General features: G+C 67.9%; 1 protein-coding gene (only partly in view). It reads left to right on the top strand.

Annotation, left to right across the window (positions count from 1 at the left end):
* Positions 1-22,631 carry the 3' portion of a non-ribosomal peptide synthase/polyketide synthase gene (locus A9762_RS10010; RefSeq protein ID WP_170836215.1) on the top strand. It extends 5,710 nt beyond the left edge of the window, so the window shows 22,631 of its 28,341 coding nt (coding positions 5,711-28,341); its start codon lies beyond the left edge, outside the window; it ends in the stop codon at positions 22,629-22,631.

Here is a 22,631-nt window from a genome sequence, read left to right as displayed (position 1 = left end):
TCATCTCGGACGGCTGGTCGATCGACCGCATGCTCGACGAGTTCGTCACGTGCTATCGCGCAGCGCTGGACGGTACGACGCCGGTGCTGCCGGTGTTGCCGGTGCAGTACGCCGACCACGCCGTGTGGCAACGCCGCTGGCTCGATGCCGGCGAGCGGGAGCGTCAACTGGCGTGGTGGCGCGCCACGCTGGGCGATCGGCATCCGGTGCTGGCGTTGCCGGCGGATCGGGAGCGCCGGTCGCTCGCGGATTACACGGCAGCACGCCATACGTTCGTGCTGCCGGCGGCGCTGACGAGCCAATTGCGGGCAAGCGCCCAGCGTCACGACAGCACGCTCTTCGTGGCGTTGCTGACCGCCTACATGGCCACGTTGTATCGTCACTCCGGCCAGCACGATATTCGCGTCGGCGTTCCCGTCGCCGGGCGCGAGCGTCCCGAGGTGAACGACGTGCTGGGCTGCTTCGTGAACACGCAGGTCCTGCATGCGCAACCGCTACGCACGCAGTCGCTCGGCGCTCTGTTGCACACGGTGCGTGCGAATGCCGCCGGAGCGCAGTCGCATCGGGATCTGCCGTTCGACGTGCTTGTCGACGCACTCCATCCCGAGCGGAACCTGCGGCACACCCCGATTTTTCAGGTGGTGCACAACCATCGCCAGCCCGATCACCATGTGTTCGACGCGCTCGACGGCCTGACGGTCTCGCGTATCGATATCGCGGGCCGGAACGTGCAGTTCGAACTGACGCTGGATACGGAGGAGGCTGCCGACGGCTCCGTGAGCGCGGCGATGACCTATGCGCGCGAGATCTTCGACGAGGCGAGCGTTGCTCGCTGGGCCGCGCACTTCGTGAACTTCTGCGAGGCACTGGCAGGCGATCCGTCCATTGCCGTGGGGCAGGTGACGTTGCGTAACGCCGACGGCAGCATCATGCCGCCGGTAGACGATGTGCTCGGCGATTTCATGCTGGCACACGGTGGTGAGAGCGTTGATGCCGGGGCGCGTGCAGGGGCGCATCGCGGCGCCTTCGAGGCACCGGCGTCGCCCGCCGAGCAAGCCGTCGCGGCCGCATGGCAGTCGGTGCTGCAAATCGACCGCATCGGCCGTCACGACAACTTCTTCGAGATTGGCGGCGACTCGATTCTGAGTCTGCAAATCGTGACGGCCCTCGCGCGCGAGGGCTGGAAGATCACGGCGCGCCAGTTGTTCGAAGCACAGACCGTCGCCACGCTCGCCGCATTGGCGCAGCCGATCGCCGAGGCAAGCCCAGCGAATACGTCGAACGGCCGCGAAGTCGCCGCGATGGCGGACGTGGGCGCCAATGGCGACATCGAGGCGATGTATCCCGCCACGCCGTTGCAAAGCGGGCTGTTGTTCCACAGCCTGATGCAGTCGGGGCGCGGCGTCTACGTGAACCAGAAGCGTCTGACGCTGCGCGGTGCGCTCGATCACGACCGTATGCGCGACGCCTGGACGCAGGTCATGGCGCGTCACGCCATTCTGCGCACGCATTTCAGTTGGGCGCACGGCGGCGACGCGATGCAGGTCGTTTCGCGTCACGTCGGGTTGCCGTACACCCGTCATGACTGGTCCGTCGGGCCGCAGGCGACCTACGACGCGCGTCTGCATGCCTGGCTCGCGGACGATCTGGCGCAGGGCTTCGACCTCGCCGTCGCGCCGCTGCTGCGTGTGAACCTGTTCGCACGCCCCGACGGTCTGACCGATCTCGTCTGGACTGACCACCACGTGTTGCTCGACGGCTGGAGTGCTGCACGTCTGCTCGCCGAGGTGCTGGCGATTTATCGCGGCGAGTCGTTGTCCGAGGAAAACGACTCGCCGCAGTACGGCGAGTACGTGCGCTGGCTGGAGACGCAGACCGATCACGCCGACTATTGGCAAGCCCGCATGCGCTCGCTGGACGAACCGGCGACGCTGGTCGCCAGCCTGCCGGCGGGGCCGACCGGACATGACGCCACGTCGAGCACCCTGCTGCAAGTCGATGACGTGCTCGACGCCGCGCTGGACACGCGCCTTCGCGATGCGGCGCGCCGGTATCACGTCACGCTCAACACGATGGTGCAGGCCGCGTGGGCGATGTTGAGTTCGCGCTACGGCAACCGCACGCAGGTCGCTTTCGGCGTCACGCTGTCCGGCCGCGAGAACGATCTGCCGGGAATTGACCGTACGCTGGGCCTGTTCATCAACAGTTTGCCGCTGTGGATCGATGTGCCGGCGGCGTCGAGCGTTGCCGACTGGCTTCAGGACGTGCAGCAGCGCGGCACGGCATTGCGCACCGTCGAGACCACGCCGTTGCGTCAGGTGCAGCAATGGACCGGACGCGCCGCCGAAGCGCTATTCGACACCCTTGTCGTGTTCGAAAACTATCCGATCGATGCGGCTGTGCGTGCCGACGACGCGTCGCTGTCGCTCGCCGCCTTCGCCACGACCGAGCAGACCCATTACCCGCTGGTGCTCGCCGTGCTGCCCGGCGACACCCTGACGTTGCGCTGGAAGGCCAGGGCGTCGCGCATCGCGCCGCAGATCCTGCGCCAGTTGCAGGACGACCTGCGCGCGATTCTCGATCAACTGGCCCGCCCGGCCAACGACGCGCTGCCGAATGTCGGCGCCATCACGCTGTCCGGACGGATCGAACCGTCGCCGCTCACCTGTCACGCGTTCGAGCCGGTGATGCATCGCATTGCGGCGCAGGCGTGGGCCACACCGCAACGTCCCGCCATCCATTGCGAAGGCGTGCGGTGGACGTACCAGACGCTGGACACGGCGGCCAACAGCATTGCCGTGGCGCTGGCCGCCGCCGGCGTGCAGGCCGACGAGCGCGTCGGGCTGTGCGTCGAGCGCTCGCCGTGGATGACGGCGGCGTTGCTCGGCGTGCTGCGTGCGGGGGGCGCCTTCGTGCCGCTCGATCCGTCGTATCCGTCCGACCGGCTGGCGTTCATGATGGAAGACGCGGGCGTGCGCCGCGTGTTGGCCGACGCTGCGACCGCACAGGCGATGGCCGATGTCCTGAGCGGCCATGAAGTCATCGTCGTCGATACGCTGGACCCGGCGTCGACCGAGGTCGTTTGTCAGGAAGTGCATCCCGAACAACTCGCCTACGTCATCTATACCTCGGGCTCGACGGGGCGACCGAAGGGCGTGGCGATCTCGCATGGCGCATTCAGCCAGCACATCGACGACTTCCTGAGCACGTACGCGATCTCGCAGGACGACAAGCAACTGCAATCGTCCACGATCAATTTCGACGTGGCGCTGCACGAGATGCTGCCGGCCCTGTGCAAGGGCGGGCAAATCGAGATGCGCGGCGCGCAGGCATGGGATCTGGAGACCACGAGCCGTCACCTGAGTGAAGAGGGTGTCACCTTCTCGCGGATTCCGACCGCCTATTGGCAGCAATGGCTGCGCAATCCGCCGTCGCGCGAAGCGCTTGCCGGGCTGCGTCAGATCACCGTCGGCGGCGAGGGGCTGCCCGGCGACGCGCTGCGTCAATGGCAGGACGGCCCGCTGGCGGGCATTCAGCTCGATAACCTCTACGGCCCGACCGAGACGACCGTGGCCTGCATGTTCCGACGCACGTGCGACGAGGACACACAGCACGCCATCGTCTCCATCGGTGTGCCGTATCCGTCGCGCCGTGTCTACGTCATCGATCAGCATGGTCTCGAGGCGCCGGTCGATGCGCTGGGCGAGCTTTGCATCGCGGGCCACACGCTGGCGCGCGGCTATCTGGGCCGCGCCGCATTGAGCGCGGAGAAGTTCGTGCCGGACCCGTTCATCGGCAACGGCGCACGGATGTACCGCACCGGGGACCTCTGCCGACGCCGCGCCGATGGCCGTATCGACTTCCTCGGCCGTCTGGACGCGCAGGTCAAGCTGCGCGGCCTGCGGATCGAACTGGGCGAGATCGACGCGGTGCTGCGTCAGGTGCCGGGGGTTCGCGACGCGGTCGTGGCGCTGGTGGGCGCAGGCGAGGGCGCGCGACTGGCTGGCTACGTCGTGGGCGACGTGGCGGACGTGGTGCTGCGCCGCTCGCTGGAGCGCAAGTTGCCCGCGCACATGGTGCCGTCGGTGTTCGTGCACCTCGATGCGCTGCCGGTCATGCCGAACGGCAAGACCGACCGTGCTGCGCTGCCGGTGCCGCAGGACATGGCCTCGCGGGAGCGTCAGGCGCCGGTGGGCGCTGTCCAGACCGCCCTGCGCGACATCTGGCGCGACGTGCTGGGACGCGACGACGTTGGCGTGACGGACAACTTCTTCGAGATCGGCGGCGATTCGATTCTGAGCCTGCGCGTGATTGCACAGGCCGCGGCGGCGGGGCTCAAGCTCACGCCGCGTCATATCTTCGACGCGCCGGACATCGAGCGGCTCGCGCTGTTGGCGGAGCCGCTGAACGCGCGCGAGAAACACGTGGAGTGCCGCGATCCGCTGCCGCTCACGCCGATTCAGGCGACGTTCTTCCAACGTCACCCGCACGGCGAAGCGCATTGGAATCAAGCCGTGTTGCTGCATAGCGCATCCATGCCGGACGTTGCGGCGCTGCGACGCGCGCTGGACGCCGTCATGCAGGCACACGACGCGCTGCGCCTGCGCTTCACGCGCACGCCGTCGGGCTGGCAGCAGCAGGTCGTGGCGGTGGATGCACACAACCTGCTCGAAACGCTGGACCTTCGCGCCGAGACGGACTGGCGTGCGGCCATCGACCGCGAGGGCACCCGTGTCCATCGCTCCCTCGACATCGGGCAGGGACCGCTGCTCAGAGCCAGTCTCATGCAGGTGCCCGAGGGCGCCTATCTGCTCGTCACCATTCATCACTTGGCGGTCGACGGCGTGTCCTGGCGCGTCTTGCTCGACGAACTGGAGCGTGCCTACCACGCCGCGCACGAATTGCGCGCGATCGAGCTGCCGGACAACACGCCCTGGAGTGTGTGGGTTCAGGCGGCCGCCGATCATGCCGATTCGGCTGACGTCATCGACGAATTGCCGTGGTGGCGCGACGCGCTCACCGGTGCGAAACCGCTGTTCGACGGCACCAGCACGGGTAAGCCCCGTCAGACCCGTCAGTGGTCGCTCGGTGCGCAGTCGACGCGCGAACTGGTCACGCAGACCCGTAGCCGTTTGGGCATGCAGGTGGATGAAGCGTTATTGGGCGTGCTGGCCCGCTCGCTGGGTGAAGTCTTCGGCGGTGCCGACGCGATTGTTGCCGTTGAAGGGCACGGTCGCGAAACTCTCGGTCGCGGCGAGCATGCCCAGCTCGATCTGAGTTCCACCGTCGGCTGGTTCACGACGCGCTACCCGGTGCGCTTGCCATCGACCGGTGCATTGGACGACCAGCTTCTCGCGACGAAGGACACGCTGCGCGACGTCCCGAACAAGGGCCTGCACTGGGGGCTGCTGGCGTGGCACGCGCGCGACGACGTGCGCGATGCGCTTGCATCGCTGCCCGTCGCGCAGGTCGGCTTCAACTATCTCGGCAATCTCGATCAGGCGGTCGCGAGCGGCAGCCTGTTCGCGCTGTCGACGCTGCCCTGCGGCGAGATGGCCGTGGCGGCACCTGCGCCGTTTGCCCTCGATCTGAATGCGCGCATTCAAGACGGTGCGCTGTCGATTACGTGGGACTACGACCCCGATCTGCTCGATGCCGCACAGGTCGAGCAGTGCATCGCGCGTTTCGACGCGCAGGTGCAGGCCGTGGTGACCGCGACACGCGAGCGCACCCGCCTCTTCTCGCGCAGCGACTTCCCGCGCGCGGCGCTCACAGCGGCGCAATGGCAACGGCTGTCGCTGGAAGCGTCGGGGGTGGAGGATGTCTATCCCGCCACGGCAGTCCAGCAGGGGTTGCTGTATCACGATCTGTCGTTGCCCGGCGAGGGCATGTACATCACGCAAAAGCGCGTGACGCTCGTTGGCGAGCTGAATGTCGACGCCCTGCGCGCGGCGTGGGAACACGCCGTTGCACGTCACGCCGCACTGCGGACGCGTTTCGCCTGGGGCCATGGCGGCCCGATCCTGCAAATCGTCCAGTCGCGCGCCGAGCTGCCGTTCACCGTGCATCCGATGGCGGCGCACAACGAAACGACGACCGCGTTCGAGGCCCGTTTCACGCAGTGGCTGGCGAACGATCTGCGTGCCGGGTTCGACGTCGAGCGCGCACCGCTGCTGCGGGTGAACGTATTCCTGCGGCCGGACAATGCGGCCGATTTGGTGTGGACGGCACATCACGCCATTACCGACGGCTGGAGCAGCGCCTTGCTGATGGCCGAAGTGGTCGGTACCTATCGGCGAGTGTGCGACGGCCAGACGCCGGGACAGGCGAACGCGGCACCGGCGGTGCCGTACAGCCGGTACGTCGACTGGGTCTCGCGTCAGCCGTCTTCACGCGACTGGTGGGTGGCGCAAGCCGGTGATGCGTCCGAGCGCGGGCAGTTGCTGGCTTACGCCGCTGGCGAGTCCAGTGCCGCAGGGCAAGCGCTCACCTTCGAAGATGTGCTTCCCGACACGCTTGGCGCAAGACTCACCGAAGCCGCCCAGCGCTATCAGGTCACGATCAACACGGTGATGCAGGGCGCGTGGGCGATGCTGATTTCGCAGCATAGCTTCCGCCAGCGCGTGACGTTCGGCGTGACGGTCTCGGGCCGTCCCGCGTCGCTGCCCGGCGCGCAGGACATGCTCGGCCTGTGCATCAACTCTTTGCCGCTGTTCGTCGCCGTCGAGCCGTCGCGCGACCTGGGGGAATGGCTGCGCGCGTTGCAGGCGCAGAACGTTTCGCTGCGCGAGCACGAGCACACCCCGCTCGCCTCCGTCCAGCAATGGCTCGGCATGAACGGCACCGCACCGTTCGATAGCCTGATGGTGTTCGAAAACTATCCGGTGGCGGCCGGGCTGCTCGATGGCGATGCGTCCTTGCGCGTCGGGCAGGTGCAGGGATGGGAGCGCACCAACTATCCGGTCACGCTCACGGTCGCCACACGCGGCACGCCCGCGCTGGGCTGGCGCTTCGACGCGACGCGTTGTTCGGACTCACAGGCAGCACGGCTGCGTCGCGAGTACCTGACGTTGCTGAATGCGTTGGCCGACGCCCCGGCGACCGGCCAGCGCGTGGTTGACGCACTGAGCCCGAACGCCGACACGACGAACGCACTCGCGACGTTGGGCGAGGCCGTGGCGACCGACGTCGCGACGATCCTGGTGCCCGCACGCATCGCGGCGCAGGCGCGACGCACCCCCGATGCCGTGGCGCTTGTCCTCGACGAGCACAGCCTGAGCTTCGCTGAACTCGACGCTGCGGCCAACAGGCTGGCACACCGTCTGATCGGCATGGCTGTCACGCCGGAAGCACGCGTCGGTGTCGCGATGCATCGCTCCATCGACATGGTGGTCGCGTTGCTGGCCGTCATGAAGGCAGGCGGCGCTTATGTGCCGCTCGATCCGGCTTATCCGGCGGCGCGCATCGCGCACATGATCGACGATAGCGGGGTGCGCGTCGTACTTTCGCAGGCCGACGTCTCGCTGTCGTTGTCGGCGGGCGTGCAGCGTCTCGATATCGACGAATCCGCTCTGACCGACGGCCAGCCGCTGCCGCCCGATGTGGCATTGCGCAGCGACAATCTGGCGTACGTCATCCACACGTCCGGCTCGACCGGCGTTCCGAAGGGCGTGGCGATCTCGCATGGCGCGCTCACGGGCCACGTCGACGCCACCATTGCCTACGCGAAGCTGAGTGACGCCGACCGGGTGCTGCAATTCTCGACGGTGAACTTCGACGGCTTCGTCGAACAGCTTTTCCCGAGCCTGTGTGTCGGCGCGACGGTCGTGTTGCGCGGCCCGGATGTCTGGTCGAGCGACGAGTTTGTCGCGCGCGTACGCCGTCACGGTGTGACGGTGGCGCACTTGCCGACGGCCTACTGGCACGCGCTGACGCAGGATCTGGCGGATAGCGCCGAATCCCTCGCGCCGCTGCGTGAATTCCACGCCGGCGGCGAAGCGATGTCCGCGCAGGCTTTGCGCCGCACGCGCGAGAGCGCCGGGCTGGCGCCGGTCACGCTCATCAACACTTACGGCCCGACCGAGGCCACCATTACGGCGACGGTCTACGATGCCGCGGAGATCGGCGCCGACGCGCTGCCGTCGCTGTCGGCCTTCGTGCCTATCGGACGCGCTCTGCCGGGGCGTCGGCTGTATGTCGTGTCGCCGGACCTGTCGCTCGTGGCGCGCGGTGCGCCGGGTGAACTCCTGATCGGTGGCGACCTGCTCGCGCGCGGGTATCTGAACCGCCCGGCACTCACCGCCGAGCGCTTCGTGCCGGACGCCTTCGCGGGCGACGGCGCGCGCCTGTATCGCACCGGCGATCTGGTGCGCTGGCGTGACGACGGTGCGCTCGACTATCTCGGTCGCATCGACCATCAGATCAAACTGCGTGGCTACCGGATCGAACCGGGCGAGATCGAAGCCGCGCTGACGGCGCAGGCGGGCGTGCGTGAAGCCGCTGCGATCGTGCGTACGGACGGTGCCCGCGCGCGTCTGATTGCCTATGTGGGCCGCGAGCCATCGCAAGCCGTGGACGGCGCCCGACTGCGCGAGGCGCTTGCCAACGCGCTGCCCGACTACATGGTGCCCGAGACGGTCGTCGTGCTCGATGCCCTGCCGCTCACCCCGGGCGGCAAAGTCGACCGCGTGGCGCTGCCGGACCCCGGCGCCGCCGTCACGGCGTTTGAAGCCCCGCAGGGCGAGACCGAGCGCGTGCTTGCCGACTTGTGGCAGACGGTGCTGGGCGTGCCGCAAGTGGGGCGTCACGACAACTTCTTCGCACTGGGCGGCGACTCGATCCTGAGTCTGCAAGTCGTGGCGCGTGCCCGTCAGAAGGGGCTGTCGTTGTCGCCGAAGCAACTCTTCTCCGCACCGACGCTCGCCGCGCTGGCCGCTGCGGCGACACCGGCCGAAGCCGGCGCCGCACGCGTGACGACCGACGACGCGCCGGGCGATGTGCCGCTGTTGCCGATCCAGCGGGCGTTCTTCGCTGCCGGCATGGCCAACGTGCATCACTGGCATCAGGCGTTGCTGCTCACGCCGTCTGAGCCGCTGGACGCGCAGGCGCTGCGTCAGGCGTTGGTGAGCGTCATCGCGCTTCATGCTTCGCTGCGTCTACGCTTCATGCCCGACGCGGCGCAGGCCAGCGGATGGCGTCAGTCGTATGCAGCGTTCGACCGCGAAGCCGCGCAGGCAGTGCTGTGGACGCGGATTGTGGCGAGCGCCGACGAGATCGAAGCCGTCGGCAACGAAGCGCACGCCAGCATTCATCTCACGCACGGGCCGATCTTGCGCGCCGTGCTCATCACACTGCCGGACGCCAGCCAGCGCCTGTTGCTCAGCGCGCATCACCTGGCGGTCGACGGGGTGTCCTGGCGCATCCTGCTCGGTGACCTGCGCACGGCATACGACGCATGGCGTGCGGGGCGCGCACCGGCGCTGCTCTCGGTCGGCACGAGCTATCGCACGTGGGCCGAGCGTCTGGCGCAAGGTGCGTCGCGCGAGGCGCAACGCGCCGAGCTGCCTTACTGGACGAGTATTCGCGGCGCAACGCATCTGCCGGTGACGAACGACGGCGCCGTGGCGCTGGCGGCGGACCTGACCCGGGTCGAACGCCGATTCGATCGTGACGTCACGCGACACCTCCTGCAAGACGCAGGCGTGGCCTATCGCACGCAGACGGCCGAGTTGCTGCTCGTTGCCGTAGCGCGTGCCCTGCACTCGTGGGTAGACGCCCCGACGAATGTGTCGACGCAGGTGCCGACGCCTCTGTCGAACTACGTCATCGCACTCGAAGGGCATGGCCGCGAGCCGTGGAGCGACGACGTCGATCTGTCACGTACGGTCGGATGGCATACGAGCCTGTACCCGTTTGCCGTTCAGGCGCGGGGCGAGCTTCGCGACGCCATTCTGTGCACGAAGTCGGCGTTGCGTGCGGTGCCGCAACGCGGTCTGGGCTTCGGCGTGATGCGCTGGCTGGGCGACGACGCGACCCGCGAGGCGCTCTTCGAAGTGCCGGTGCCTAGCGTCGTCTTCAACTATCTGGGGCGTTTCGACGGTGCGCTGGGGCAGGATTGGCAGCAAGCCGGGGAACCGATGGGGCAGACCGTCGCCGGCGATACGCCGCTCTCGCATGACCTCAGCATCGACGCCAAGGTCGTGGACGGTGCGTTGAGCGTGGCCTTGTCGTTCAGCGCGCGACGTATGGCGAAGGCGGACGTCGAAGCGCTGGCCGCTGCCATCGACCGCGAACTGTCGGCTGTCGTCGCGCATTGTCTCGATGAGCACGCCGCCGGTGTGACGGCGGACGATTTCCCGCTGGCTGCACTGGACGAGGCAACGCTCGCCAGCTTGCCTCTGCCGTGGCGCGACGTCGACGATCTCTATCCGTTGGCGCCGATGCAGGCTGGCCTGCTGTTCCACGCCATGGTCGACGGGCAGGGCGGGGCGTACCTGAACCAGATGCGCGTCGATATCGACGGACTTGATCCGGCGCGCTTCGAAGCGTCGTGGCAGGCCGTGTGTGCCCGTCACGAGATGTTGCGCACCGGTTTCGTGGCGACTGGCAGCACGCTGCTGCAATGGGTGGCCCGCAAGGCGCCCGTGCCGTTCCTGCATCACGACTGGCGTGAGCGTACGACTTCGCTGGCGGTCGCGCTGGATGCCCTGGCGCTCGCGCAGCGCGAGCAGCCGTTCGATCTCGCAACGCCGCCGCTGCAACGTGTCGCTCTCGTGCGCACCGGCGCGTCGACGTATCACCTGATCTGGACGTGTCACCATCTGCTGCTCGACGGCTGGAGCACGTCGCGCCTGATCGGCGACGTCATGCGCCACTATCGTGATGAGTCCGCAGCGGCTCAGACGGCCTCGGCAGCGACGTTCCGCGACTATGTCGCCTGGCTTGTCGCACAGCGCCAGGACGATGCGGGTGGCGCGATTGCGTTCTGGCGCAAGACGCTCGGTATGCTCGACAGCGCGACGCGTCTCGCACCTCGTGAGTTGCCCGGCGCGCAGGCGCGCGAGGATTTCGCGACGGAAGTCTCGGAACTCGATGCCGACACCGTCAGTCTGTTGAATGCCTTCGCCGCACGCGAACACATCACCGTCAACACGCTTGCGCAGGGCGCGTGGGCGTTGATGCTGCATCAGGCGACGGGGCATGCCAGCGTGGCGTTTGGCACGACCGTGGCCGGTCGCCCCGCGTCGCTGCCCGGCGCCGAGCACATCGTCGGCCTGTTCATCAATACGGTGCCGGTCGTCAGCCACCGCCCGCTTCGCGATGCGGCGGGCGACTGGCTGCGTGACTTGCAGGCGCGGCGTGCCGAGGCGGCCGACTTCGAACACACGCCGTTGCACGACATTCAACGCGTGGCGCCGCTGAGCGGTTCGTTGTTCGACACGCTGTTCGTCTTCGAAAACTTCCCGGTCGACGGCGCGCTTGCGCAGGCGTCTTCGCACGGTCTGACGCTCTCGGGGGCAAGCACCGACGAATCGACGCATTACCCGCTCGCCGTCACGGTCGTGCCGGGCGCGGCGTGGCGCATTCGCTGGAGTTACCGCACGCAGTCGTTCTCGCGCGAGGAGGTGCTGACGCTTGCGACACGCTTCGCCCGCACGTTGCGCGCGCTGGCCGGCGAGGGTTCGCAGGCGGCGGCCCATGCGCTGCGCCTGAGCGCCGATACGGCCTTGCAGATCGCGGCCCTCGGTGCGCCGCAGTCGCAAGCCGCGTCGCCGGTGGCACAGCAGGCGTTGTGTCTGCATGAACGTATCGCGGCGAACGCGCGTCGTGCACCGCAGGCCCCGGCGCTGCGTGACGGTGAGACAGTCGTCACCTACGGCGAACTCGACGCGCAGGCGAATCGCCTCGCGCACCGTCTGCTCGCCATGGGCATCGGCGCGGAGTCGCGCGTCGGTATCGGCATGACACGCTCGCCGCAGATGATCGTGGCCATGCTCGCAACGCTCAAAGCCGGCGCGGCCTATGTGCCGGTCGATCCGGCCTATCCGGCCGAGCGGCTGTCGTATCTGATGGCGGACTCGGGCATGCGCTGCCTGCTGACCCGCGCGGGCGACCGCGAGCTGTTGCCGGTGCCGGACGGCTTGCCTGTGGTCGACATCGGTCACGAGTTGGGCGACACGGACGCCGTGGAAGCGGCAGAAGCCCCGACGATCAAGGTCGATGCGCGGCAGCTTGCCTACGTAATCTACACGTCGGGCTCGACCGGCAAGCCGAAGGGGGCGCAACTCACGCATGCCAACGTCATGCGCTTGCTCGATCGCACGCACGCGCGCTTCGGCTTCGGTGAGCAGGACGTCTGGACGCTGTTCCACTCGTTCGCCTTCGACTTCTCGGTGTGGGAAATCTTCGGTGCGCTGTGCTACGGCGGCACGCTGGTCATCGTGCCGCACGCGGTGTCACGCTCGCCCGCCGAGTTCGCGACGTTGTTGCGCGAGACCGGTGTGACGGTGCTGAACCAGACCCCGTCGGCGTTCCGTCAACTGCTGCAAGTGCCGTCGATGTATGAGGACGGCCTGCGCCTGCGCACGGTCATCTTCGGGGGCGAGGCGCTGGAAGTGCGCGCGCTCGCGCCGTGGTTCGCGCACTACGGCGATCACGGTCCGGCCATGGTCAACATGTACGGCATTACCGAGACGACGGTGCACGTCACGGCCCGTGAGATTACGTCGCGGGACCTCGGTGTCGAACGCAGTCCTGTGGGGCGTCCGATCGACGACCTCGGGCTGTACGTGCTCGACGCCTGGGGCGAACTCGCGCCGGTCGGTGTGCCGGGCGAGCTGCATGTCAGTGGGGAAGGGCTGGCGCGCGGCTATCTGGGCCGTGCAGCCCTCACGGCCGAGCGCTTCGTGCCGAATCCGTTTGCACAGGACGGCGAACGCCTCTACCGCACGGGCGATCTGGCAAGCTGGACCGACGAGGGCGAACTCGTCTACCTCGGTCGTATCGACCAGCAGGTCAAGATTCGCGGCTATCGCATCGAGCTTGGCGAGATCGAAGCACAACTGCTGCGCGTGCCGGGCGTGACGGACGCGGCGGTGATTGCCGTGGGCGGCACGGCGGACGCGCGTCTGCACGCTTACGTGTGCGGCTCCTCGGCGCTCGACGGGGCGGCGGTCCGCACGGCGCTGGCGCAACATCTGCCGGACTACATGGTGCCAGCGAGCGTGAGCGTGCTCGCCACGCTGCCGCTCACCACCAACGGCAAGCTCGATCGCGCGGCGCTGCCTGCGCCCGAGGCACAGCACGCGGGCGGACCCGCGCCGCAGGGCCGGACCGAGCTGGCGCTGGCCGAGATCTGGGCCGATCTGCTCGGCGTGCCGACGGTCGGTCGCGACGACAACTTCTTCGATCTCGGTGGCGATTCGATTCTGGTGCTCAAGGTCGCGGCACGCGCCGCACAGGCGGGAATCGCCCTCACGGCGCGCCAGTGCTTCGAGGCCACGACGCTTGCGGCACTTGCCGCTGCGGCCGATGCGACGGACGGTTCAGAGGCGTCAGCCCGGTCGGCGGGCGATACCGCGCTCGCGCCGATCGTTCGTCTGACGGATCGTGGCCATCTGCCGCTGTCACATGCGCAACAGCGCCTGTGGTTCCTGTGGCAGTTGCAGCCGCAAAGCACGGCGTATCACGTGGGCGGGGCATTGCTCATGCGTGGCGCGTTCGACGCCGAGGCGGCGCGCCAGGCGTTTGGTTCGCTCGTCGAACGGCATGAAGCCTTGCGGACGACGTTCGCCATGTCGCCGCGCGGCGAGGCCACGCAGGTCGTGCACGGCACGCTGGCCTGTGCATTCGAGCATCGCACCGGCGACGAAGCCGGTGCTCGCGAATTCGCCTTGCAATGGATGAGCACGCCGTTCGATCTCGTCAATGGCCCGCTGCTTCGCGTGGGTGTGGTGAGCATGGCGCAAGACGCGCACGTGCTCGTCGTGGGCATGCATCACATCGTGTCCGACGGCTGGTCGATGGACATCCTGCTCGGCGAGTTCGTCGACGCCTATCGTGCCGCCCTCGCGGGCGAGACGCCTGACTGGACGCCGTTGCCGGTGCAGTACACCGACTATGCCGTCTGGCAGCGCGGCTGGCTCGACCATGGCGCGCGTGAGGCCCAACTGGCCTGGTGGCGCGATGCGCTCGACGCCGCGCCCGGCAAGCCGCAGCCGGTGCTCGATCTGCCGACCGATCGCGCGCGTCGCACGCTTGGCGACTATCACGCGGCGCGTGTGTCGTTCGCGTTGCCTGCGGACGTATCGACGGGGGTGCGGGCACTGGCCCGGCGCTTCGGCACCACGCCGTATGTGGTGTTGCTCGCCGCGTTCCAGGCGTTGCTGCATCGCCATACCCAGCAGAACGACATTCGTGTCGGTGTGCCGGTCGCCAACCGTGAGCGCACCGAGATGTCCGGCGTGATCGGGTTGTTCGTCAACACGCAGGTGCTGCGTGCGCAACTCGGCCCGCGCGTCACGGCGGCCGAACTGATTGCGCAGATCGACGAGCGTGCCCGTCAGGCACGCCTGCATCAGGATCTGCCGTTCGATGCGCTGGTCGACGCGCTTCAGCCGGAACGCAGTCTGTCGCACACGCCGCTGTTCCAGGTCATGTTCAACCACGAACGCGACGACCGACGGGCACTGGCGCAACTGCCGGGCGTGCGGGTGGAGCCGTTTGCGCTGGACATGGGCGAGGCGCAGTTCGAACTCTCGCTCACGACCAGCGAGTCGCCCGAAGGGGCGATCCACGCCGACCTCGACTACGTGCGTGAGCTGTTCGACGCGGCGAGCGCGCAGCGACTGGCCGACCAATACGCGCGACTGGTGTCCGGCTTTGTCCTGACCCCGGATTGCGCCATCGGCGAGATCGCGCTGCACGATGCGCAGGGTCTTGACGCGCTGATCGGCTGGGGGCGTAACGACGACGGCCAGACGCACGCGGCACCGGTGCACGAAACGATTGCCCGTCAGGCGGCGGCAACGCCGCATGCGGTCGCCGTCATTCTGGACGACGCGCGTCTGACGTACGGCGAGCTGGACGCGAGAGCGAACCGTCTCGCGCAGCATCTGATCGCCGCGCATCAGGGCCGGGGCGAAGCGCGTGTGGGCATTGCCATGCGTCGCTCGCTCGACCTCGTGGTCGCGGTCCTTGCAGTGTTCAAGTCTGGGGCGGCTTATGTACCGCTCGACCCCGACTATCCGGCGTCGCGACTGGCGGACATCGTCACGGACAGCCGTCTCGCGGCGATTCTGGCGCATGCCGATGTGCTCGACCGGCTGCCTGCGGATCTCGCATTGCCGGTGCTGTGCGTCGACACGCTGGATCTCGAGGTGCGCGACGGCGTAGCGACAAGCGCGCCGGACGTGCGCATCCATCCGGCGCAACTGGCCTACGTGATTCACACGTCGGGATCGACGGGCAAGCCGAAGGGCGTGGCGATTTCGCACGGCGTGCTTGCGCGTCACGTGGACGTCTCCGCGCGCTTTGCCGGGATCACGGCAGCCGACCGTGTGCTCCAGTTCTCGACGATCAACTTCGATCCGTTCGTGGAGCAACTGCTGCCCTCGCTCTGTCTGGGCGGGACGGTGGTGCTGCGCGGGCCTTCCGTATGGAGCGCTGCGGAGTTCCGCGCGCAGGTCCGGCAGCACGGCATCACCGTGGCCGATCTGCCGACGGCCTACTGGCAGATGGTCACGCGGGAACTGGGCGATGACGAGGCGTTTGCCGGGCTTCGCGAAGTGCATGCGATGGGCGAGGCCATGCCGCTGGAGGCATTGCGGCAATGGCGCGCGAGCCGCGCGTTCGGTGGCGTGCGTCTGCTTAACACCTATGGCCCTACGGAAGCGGCGGTGACGGCGACGCTCTTCGACGCGTCTGCCGCCGAGATCGATTCGCTGCCTGCGCTGGTGCCGATCGGCGTGCCGCTGGGCCAACGCGCGTTGTATGTGGTCGACGCCGATTTCCAACTGGTGCCGGCCGGCGCCATCGGCGAACTGATGATCGGGGGCGACCTGCTGGCGCGTGGCTACCTGAATCGTCCGGATCTGACGGCCGATCGTTTCGTGCCCGATCCGTTCGGTGAGAACGGTGCAAGGCTGTATCGCACCGGCGACCGGGTGCGCTGGCGCGCCGATGGTCAGCTTGAATACCTGGGGCGCACCGATCACCAGATCAAGATTCGCGGGTTCCGGATCGAGCCGGGCGAGATCGAAGCGGCGCTGCTCGCGCAGCCCGGTGTCGGTCAGGCCGTGGTGCTGGCGCGCGACGTCGACGGTGTGACGCGCCTGATCGGCTATGTCACGCCGGTGGCTGGTCATACGGATACGGGACCGGCGCTCGACGCCGAGGCGCTGCGTCTGGCATTGGGCACGACGCTCCCGGACTATATGGTGCCGTCCGCCCTGATGGTGCTGGAGACCCTGCCGCAGTTGCCCAACGGCAAGCTCGACCGTCATCGGTTGCCGGTGCCGTCGTTCGCAGCACAGGCATTTGAAGTGCCGCAAACGGCGCTCGAACAAACGTTGGCGGATCTCTGGCAGGAGGTGCTCTCCGAAGGGCGTGCCGACACCGCGAGCGCAGTGCGCGTAGGCCGTCACGACAACTTCTTCGCCATCGGCGGCGATTCGATTCAGATCCTGAAGATCGTGGCACGTGCGGCAGGGCGCGGGATCTCGCTTTCCCCGCGTCAGATGTTCGAGTCGCAGACGGTAGCGGCGCTGGCGACGTCCGTATCGAGCATGCAGGGCGGCATACTGTCTCCGGTCAGGCCGCTTGCGCCACTCGCAGACCGCTCGTCGTTGCCCCTTCCGCTTCCCGCTTCGCATGCACAACGTCGCATGTGGGTGCTCTGGCATCTCGATCCGCAAAGCAGCGCGTATCACATTGCCGACACGGTCCGGATTCGCGGCGCGCTCGACATGGCGGCGCTTCAGACGACGTTCGACGCCATCGTGGCACGCCACGAGAGCCTGCGAACGACGTTCGGGCAGGGGGCAGGGGACGATGTCCTCCAAATCGTGCACGCGGCCACGCCCGTGACGATCGAGCGCACGACGCTCGACGTGGACGCGGCGCGCGAGTGGGCGGCGGCGTTCATGGCGCAACCGTTCGATCTCACGCGGGGGCCGTTGCTGCGTCTCGCGCTGGTCTCGCTCGGCGAGCAGGATCATCTGCTGGTCGTGGCGATGCATCACATCGTCTCGGACGGCTGGTCGGTTGACGTCATGCTCGACGAGTTCACGACGGGCTATGCCGCTGCGCTCGCAGGCGGCGCCCCGGCGTGGCGCGCCTTGCCGGTGCAGTACGCCGACTATGCGACGTGGCAGCACGACGTGTTGAACGACACCGAGCGCGAGCGCCAACTGGCTTACTGGCGTGAAGCGCTCGACGACCGCGCGCAGGTGCTGGCGTTGCCGACCGATCGTCCGCGAAACACGAGCGGCCGCTATCGCGCGGCGCGTTTGCCTGTGGCATTGCCGCCGGCACTCGCTACGCAGGTCGCCGCGTTGGCGCGTCGCCATGAGACGACAGTGTTCACGGTGCTGCTGGCGGCGTTCCAGACGATGCTGCATCGCTATACCGGCCAGGAAGCGATTCGGGTCGGGGTGCCGGTGGCGAATCGGGAACACGCCGAAGTGCAAGGCCTCATCGGTCTGTTCGTCAACACGCAGGTGCTGGGCGTGCAGATCGACCCGCGCATGACGCTCGAAGCGCTGCTGGTGCAGGCGCGTGAGCGCGTGAGCGGTGCGCAACAGCATCGCGATCTGCCTTTCGACGTACTGGTCGAGGCGCTGCAACCGGAGCGCAGCCTCGTGCACGCGCCGCTGTTCCAGGTGATGTTCAACTTCGAGCAGGAGAGCCGCCGTGCGCTGCAATCGCTGCCGGGGCTGGTCACGGAGCGCTTCGACGCGGTCGAGCAGGCCGCGCAGTTCGATCTGACGCTGAACTTGCGCAGCACGCCGGACGGCGTCATCGACGGCAGCTTCCAGTACGCCCGGGAGTTGTTCGACGAGGCAAGCGTCGCGCGCTTCATGACGCATTACCTCGGGGTGCTGACGGCGTTCGTCACGTCGATGGGCGCGGCGGTGGGCGACATCACGCTGGCCGACGACGCGGAAATCGAACGCCTGCGTCGTTGGGGCGAAGGCGACAGCACGACATCGGGCGCGTTCGCGCAGACGGCCGTGCACGTCGCCATCGCCGCGCAGGCCGCGCGCACGCCGTCGGCGCTGGCGCTGGTGCTCGACGACGCGCACCTGACCTATGCCGAGCTGGACGTCAGGGCGAACCGTCTTGCGCAACGTCTGGGCCACGCGGGCGTGAAGTCCGACACGTGCGTCGGCATCGCCATGACGCGCTCGCTCGACATGATCGTCGCCATGCTGGCCATCCTCAAGGCCGGTGCGGCGTATGTGCCGCTGGACCCGGATTACCCGCTGGCGCGCCTGACGTACATGATCGAAGACAGCGGCATCCGCCTGCTGGTGACCGACGCCGCCGTCGCAGACAAGTTGCCCGCACTGACGCAGTTGCCGGGTGTCGCGGTGGTGAACGTCGATATCGCTGAGCCGTCGGCAAGCGCTGTGACATCGGACGCACCGTCGGTGCCGGACCTGCCGCAGCGTCTCGCATATGTGATCTACACGTCGGGGTCGACCGGGCAGCCGAAGGGCGTGGGTATCGCGCACGCAGCGCTTTCCGGCCATATTGACGCGACGATTCGCTACGCGCGTCTGACGCCGTCGGATCGCGTGCTGCAATTCTCGACCGTGAACTTCGACGGTTTCGTGGAGCAGCTTTTCCCGCCGCTGTGTCTGGGCGCGACGGTGGTCATGCGGGGCCCCGACCTCTGGACGACGGACGAATTCGTCGCCCGGGTGGCTCGCCATGGTCTGACGGTGGCGCACTTGCCTACGGCCTACTGGCACGTACTCACGCAGGATCTGGCCGAGCGCGGCGCCTCGCTTGCACCGTTGCGGGAGTTCCACGCGGGCGGTGAGGCGATGTCGGCACAGGGCTGGCGGCGCACGCAGGCAAGCCCGGCGCTCGCCCCGGTCACGCTGATCAACACCTATGGGCCGACCGAAGCGACCATTACCGCAACCGTCTACGACGCAACGTCGGTGGCGGAAGCGACTGCCGCGACGTTCCCGGGCACGGTGCCGATCGGGCGTCCGTTGCCGGGGCGCAGCGTGCAGGTCGTCGCACCTGACATGACGGCCGTGCCGCAGGGCGCTGTCGGCGAACTGGTCATTGGCGGCGATCTGCTGGCGCGCGGTTATCTGGGCCGTGCGGCGTTGACGGCCGAGCGCTTCGTGCCGGACCCGTCGCGTACCGACGGGGGCCGCTGCTATCGAACGGGCGACCTAGTGCGCTGGCGCGCCGACGGTCAGCTCGACTATCTGGGACGTATCGATCAGCAGGTCAAGATTCGCGGCCTGCGCATTGAACTCGGCGAAGTGGAAGCCGCCTTGCTGGCGCTCGCGGGGGTTCGCGAGGCGGTGGCGTCGGCGCTCGCAACCCCAGGGGGCGAAGACAAGCGACTCGTGGCATGGGTTAGGGCGGAGACCGGTGCAGCGCTGGACGTGCCCGCGTTGCGTGCGGCCCTCGCCGCCACGCTGCCGGCCTACATGGTGCCGGAGGTGCTTGTCGTTCTCGACGCGCTGCCCATGACACCGGGCGGCAAGGTCGATCGCCGGGCGCTGGTGCTGCCGTCGGCTGAAGCCGCGCAGGCGGCTCAGGCGGCGCACGTCGCGGCGCCCGTGGGCGAGACGGAAATCGCGCTGGCGGCGCTGTGGCAATCGCTGCTCGATGTGCCGGCGGTGGGACGCGACGACAACTTCTTCGCGCTCGGCGGTCACTCGCTCAAGGCGTTGCAGCTTGTCTCGCGTGTGAAGTCGACGCTGGGTCGTGAGATGGCGCTGCGCGACGTCTTCACCGCGCCGACGCTCAGCGCGCTCGCGCAACAGTTGGCGCAGGCGCCGCGTATGGCGGCTGAGGCCCCGACGCTGGTTCGTGTGCCGCGCACGTCGCGCATGCCGCTGTCGCCCACGCAATACCGTCTGTGGCTGGCCGACAAGCTCGCCAGCCCGGACGACGCGGCGTCGTACACGCTGGCGACGGCCATGCGGGTGCAGGGGGCGTTCGATGTCGACACGGCGCGTGCCGCCATGGCGTGGCTCGTCGCTCGCCATGAGGTGCTGCGCACCTGCTATCCGGACGACGACGGCGTGCCGTATGCATGCATCGCGTCGCAGGGTGAAGCGGACATCGATGTCGTCGATCTGGAAGGACAAACCGCATCGGCGCAGGAAGCCGCTGTGGCCGAGGCCATCGCCGCGCAGTCACGGCATCGCTTTGGACTCGCGAGCGGCCCGCTTGCCAGGATTCGCGTGCTGCGCCTGTCGTCGGACGACCATGTCGTGCTCTTTGCCGTGCATCACATCATTGCCGACGGCTGGGCCATGAGCGTGCTGGTGAGCGAGTTCGCCTCCGCTTACTCGGCGGTGCGTGAGGGGCATGTATCTGGGCAAGCACCGGTCTTCTCGACGACGTCGGAGCTGTCCGCGCCGCAGACGGATCGCGTGGAGTACGTGGACTACGCGGACTGGCAGCGCAAGGCACTGGACGGCGCCTCGGGTGACGCGTTGCGCACGTACTGGCGCGATGCACTGCGCGATGCACCAGCGGCGCTCCGTCTGGACACCGATCACGTGCGCCCTGAGGCGACGTCCACCGCAGGCGCGGGCGTGCCGTTCACCCTGCCGAAGCATCTCGACGCGCCGTTGCGGACCTTCGCACAGCGTCACGGGACGACGGCGTCGAGCGTGCTGCTCGCGAGCTATCAGGCGTTCCTGCATCGACTGACCGGCATGGACGATCTGGTGGTGGGCGTGGATTCGGCGGGGCGAAACGATGTCGCGCTCGAATCGATGCTGGGCTTCTTCGTCAACGTGCTGCCGGTGCGCTCGCGTTTTGCGGCGAATGGCGCGTCGTTCCCCGCGCTCACCCGCCGCGCGCATGACGCCATGCTCGGCGCCATCGCTCACGAGGCGCTGCCGTTCGAGCGAATCGTCGAGGCCAGCGGCGTGGCGCGCGAGCCGGGCCGTAGTCCGCTGGTGCAAACCCTCTTCGTCATGCAGAACACGCCGCGCGGCGCGCTCGCTATCGACGGTCTGCGTATCGACCCGATCGGCCAGCCTACCGCGTCGTCGAAATTCGACATGGCGCTGTTCATGCATGAAACCCCGCTCGGCTTTGCCGGCGAATGGGTGTTCGCAACCGATCTGTTCGTGCACGCAAGCATCGAACGCTTCGTTGCCACCTGGCTCAAGCTTCTGGAGACCTATCTCATGGAACCCGACAATCCGACGAACGAGACCACCCCGGTGTCTGATGCGGCGCGCACGCGAGACGCTGCCCGCGCTGCGAAGCTGGAAAAACTCGACAAGCTGGGCGCCCTCGGCGGCGCACGCCGCACGGCTCGTGCGGCATCCGATGCTTCAGGCAGCCCGGACGGCAATACCGCCGCACCGGACTTTCAGGTCCGCGTCACGCCGATGCAGGCGGGTACGGGCTTCCCGGCGCTGATCGAACCGCTGCACGCCGATCTCGATCCGTTCGTCTGGGCGGCACGCCATCGCGAACAGATCGACGTCTGGCTCGCCCGACACGGCGGTCTGTTGCTGCGTGGCTTCGCCATCGAGGGGCCGCGTCAGTTCGAGCGCTTCGTCGAGGCGATCGTGCCGGAGCTTTACGGCGATTACGGCGATCTGCCGAAGAAGGAGGAGGGTGAGAGGACGTACCGCTCCACGCCCTATCCCGAAAAGGAAATGATCCTCTTCCACAATGAAAGCTCGCATCTGGAGCAATGGCCGCGCAAACAGTGGTTCTTCTGCGAGTTGCCTTCGCAGGTCGGCGGCGCAACGCCGATCGTCGACGGCCGCGAGATGCTGCGCCGGTTGCCTGCCGAGGTCGTGGATCGCTTCGCACGTCTGGGGCTGTGTTACGTCCGCACGTTCATCGAAGGGCTCGACGTGCCGTGGCGGCAGTTCTTCCATACCGACAGCCGTGAGGAAGTCGAGGCGCGTTGCCGGGCGGTGGGCACCGAAGTGCGCTGGTTCGGCGATACCTTGCAGACCGTCTCTCGCGGCCCCGGCGTGATCCGGCATCCGGCAACGGGCGACATGGCGTTCTTCAATCAGGTGCAACTGCATCACCCGTATTTCCTGGCGCCGGACGTGCGGCAACACTTGCTCGACATCGCCGGCGAAGACCGTCTGCCGCGCAATGTGCTGTACGGCGACGGCACGCCGATCGACGACGAAACGATGGCTCTGGTCGGTCGCGCGTACGACGCCTGCGCGTTCCGCTTCGACTGGCAGCGTGGCGACGTGGTCATGCTCGACAACCTGCTCGTCGCCCACGCGCGTGACCCCTATCAGGAGCCGCGCAAGATCGTGGTGGCCATGGCGCAGATGATGTCGCGCGACAGCGTGCCGCTCGTGCAGCCCGCATCACCGTCTGCCTCACAGGCCGCCGACCCGGTTGCGGGTCCGATGACACAGAACGACGACCATGCGTGA

The organism is Pandoraea sp. ISTKB (assembly GCF_001721285.1).
In the GTDB taxonomy this organism is placed as follows: domain Bacteria; phylum Pseudomonadota; class Gammaproteobacteria; order Burkholderiales; family Burkholderiaceae; genus Pandoraea; species Pandoraea capi.
This window is presented reverse-complemented; position numbering and strand designations above follow the sequence as displayed.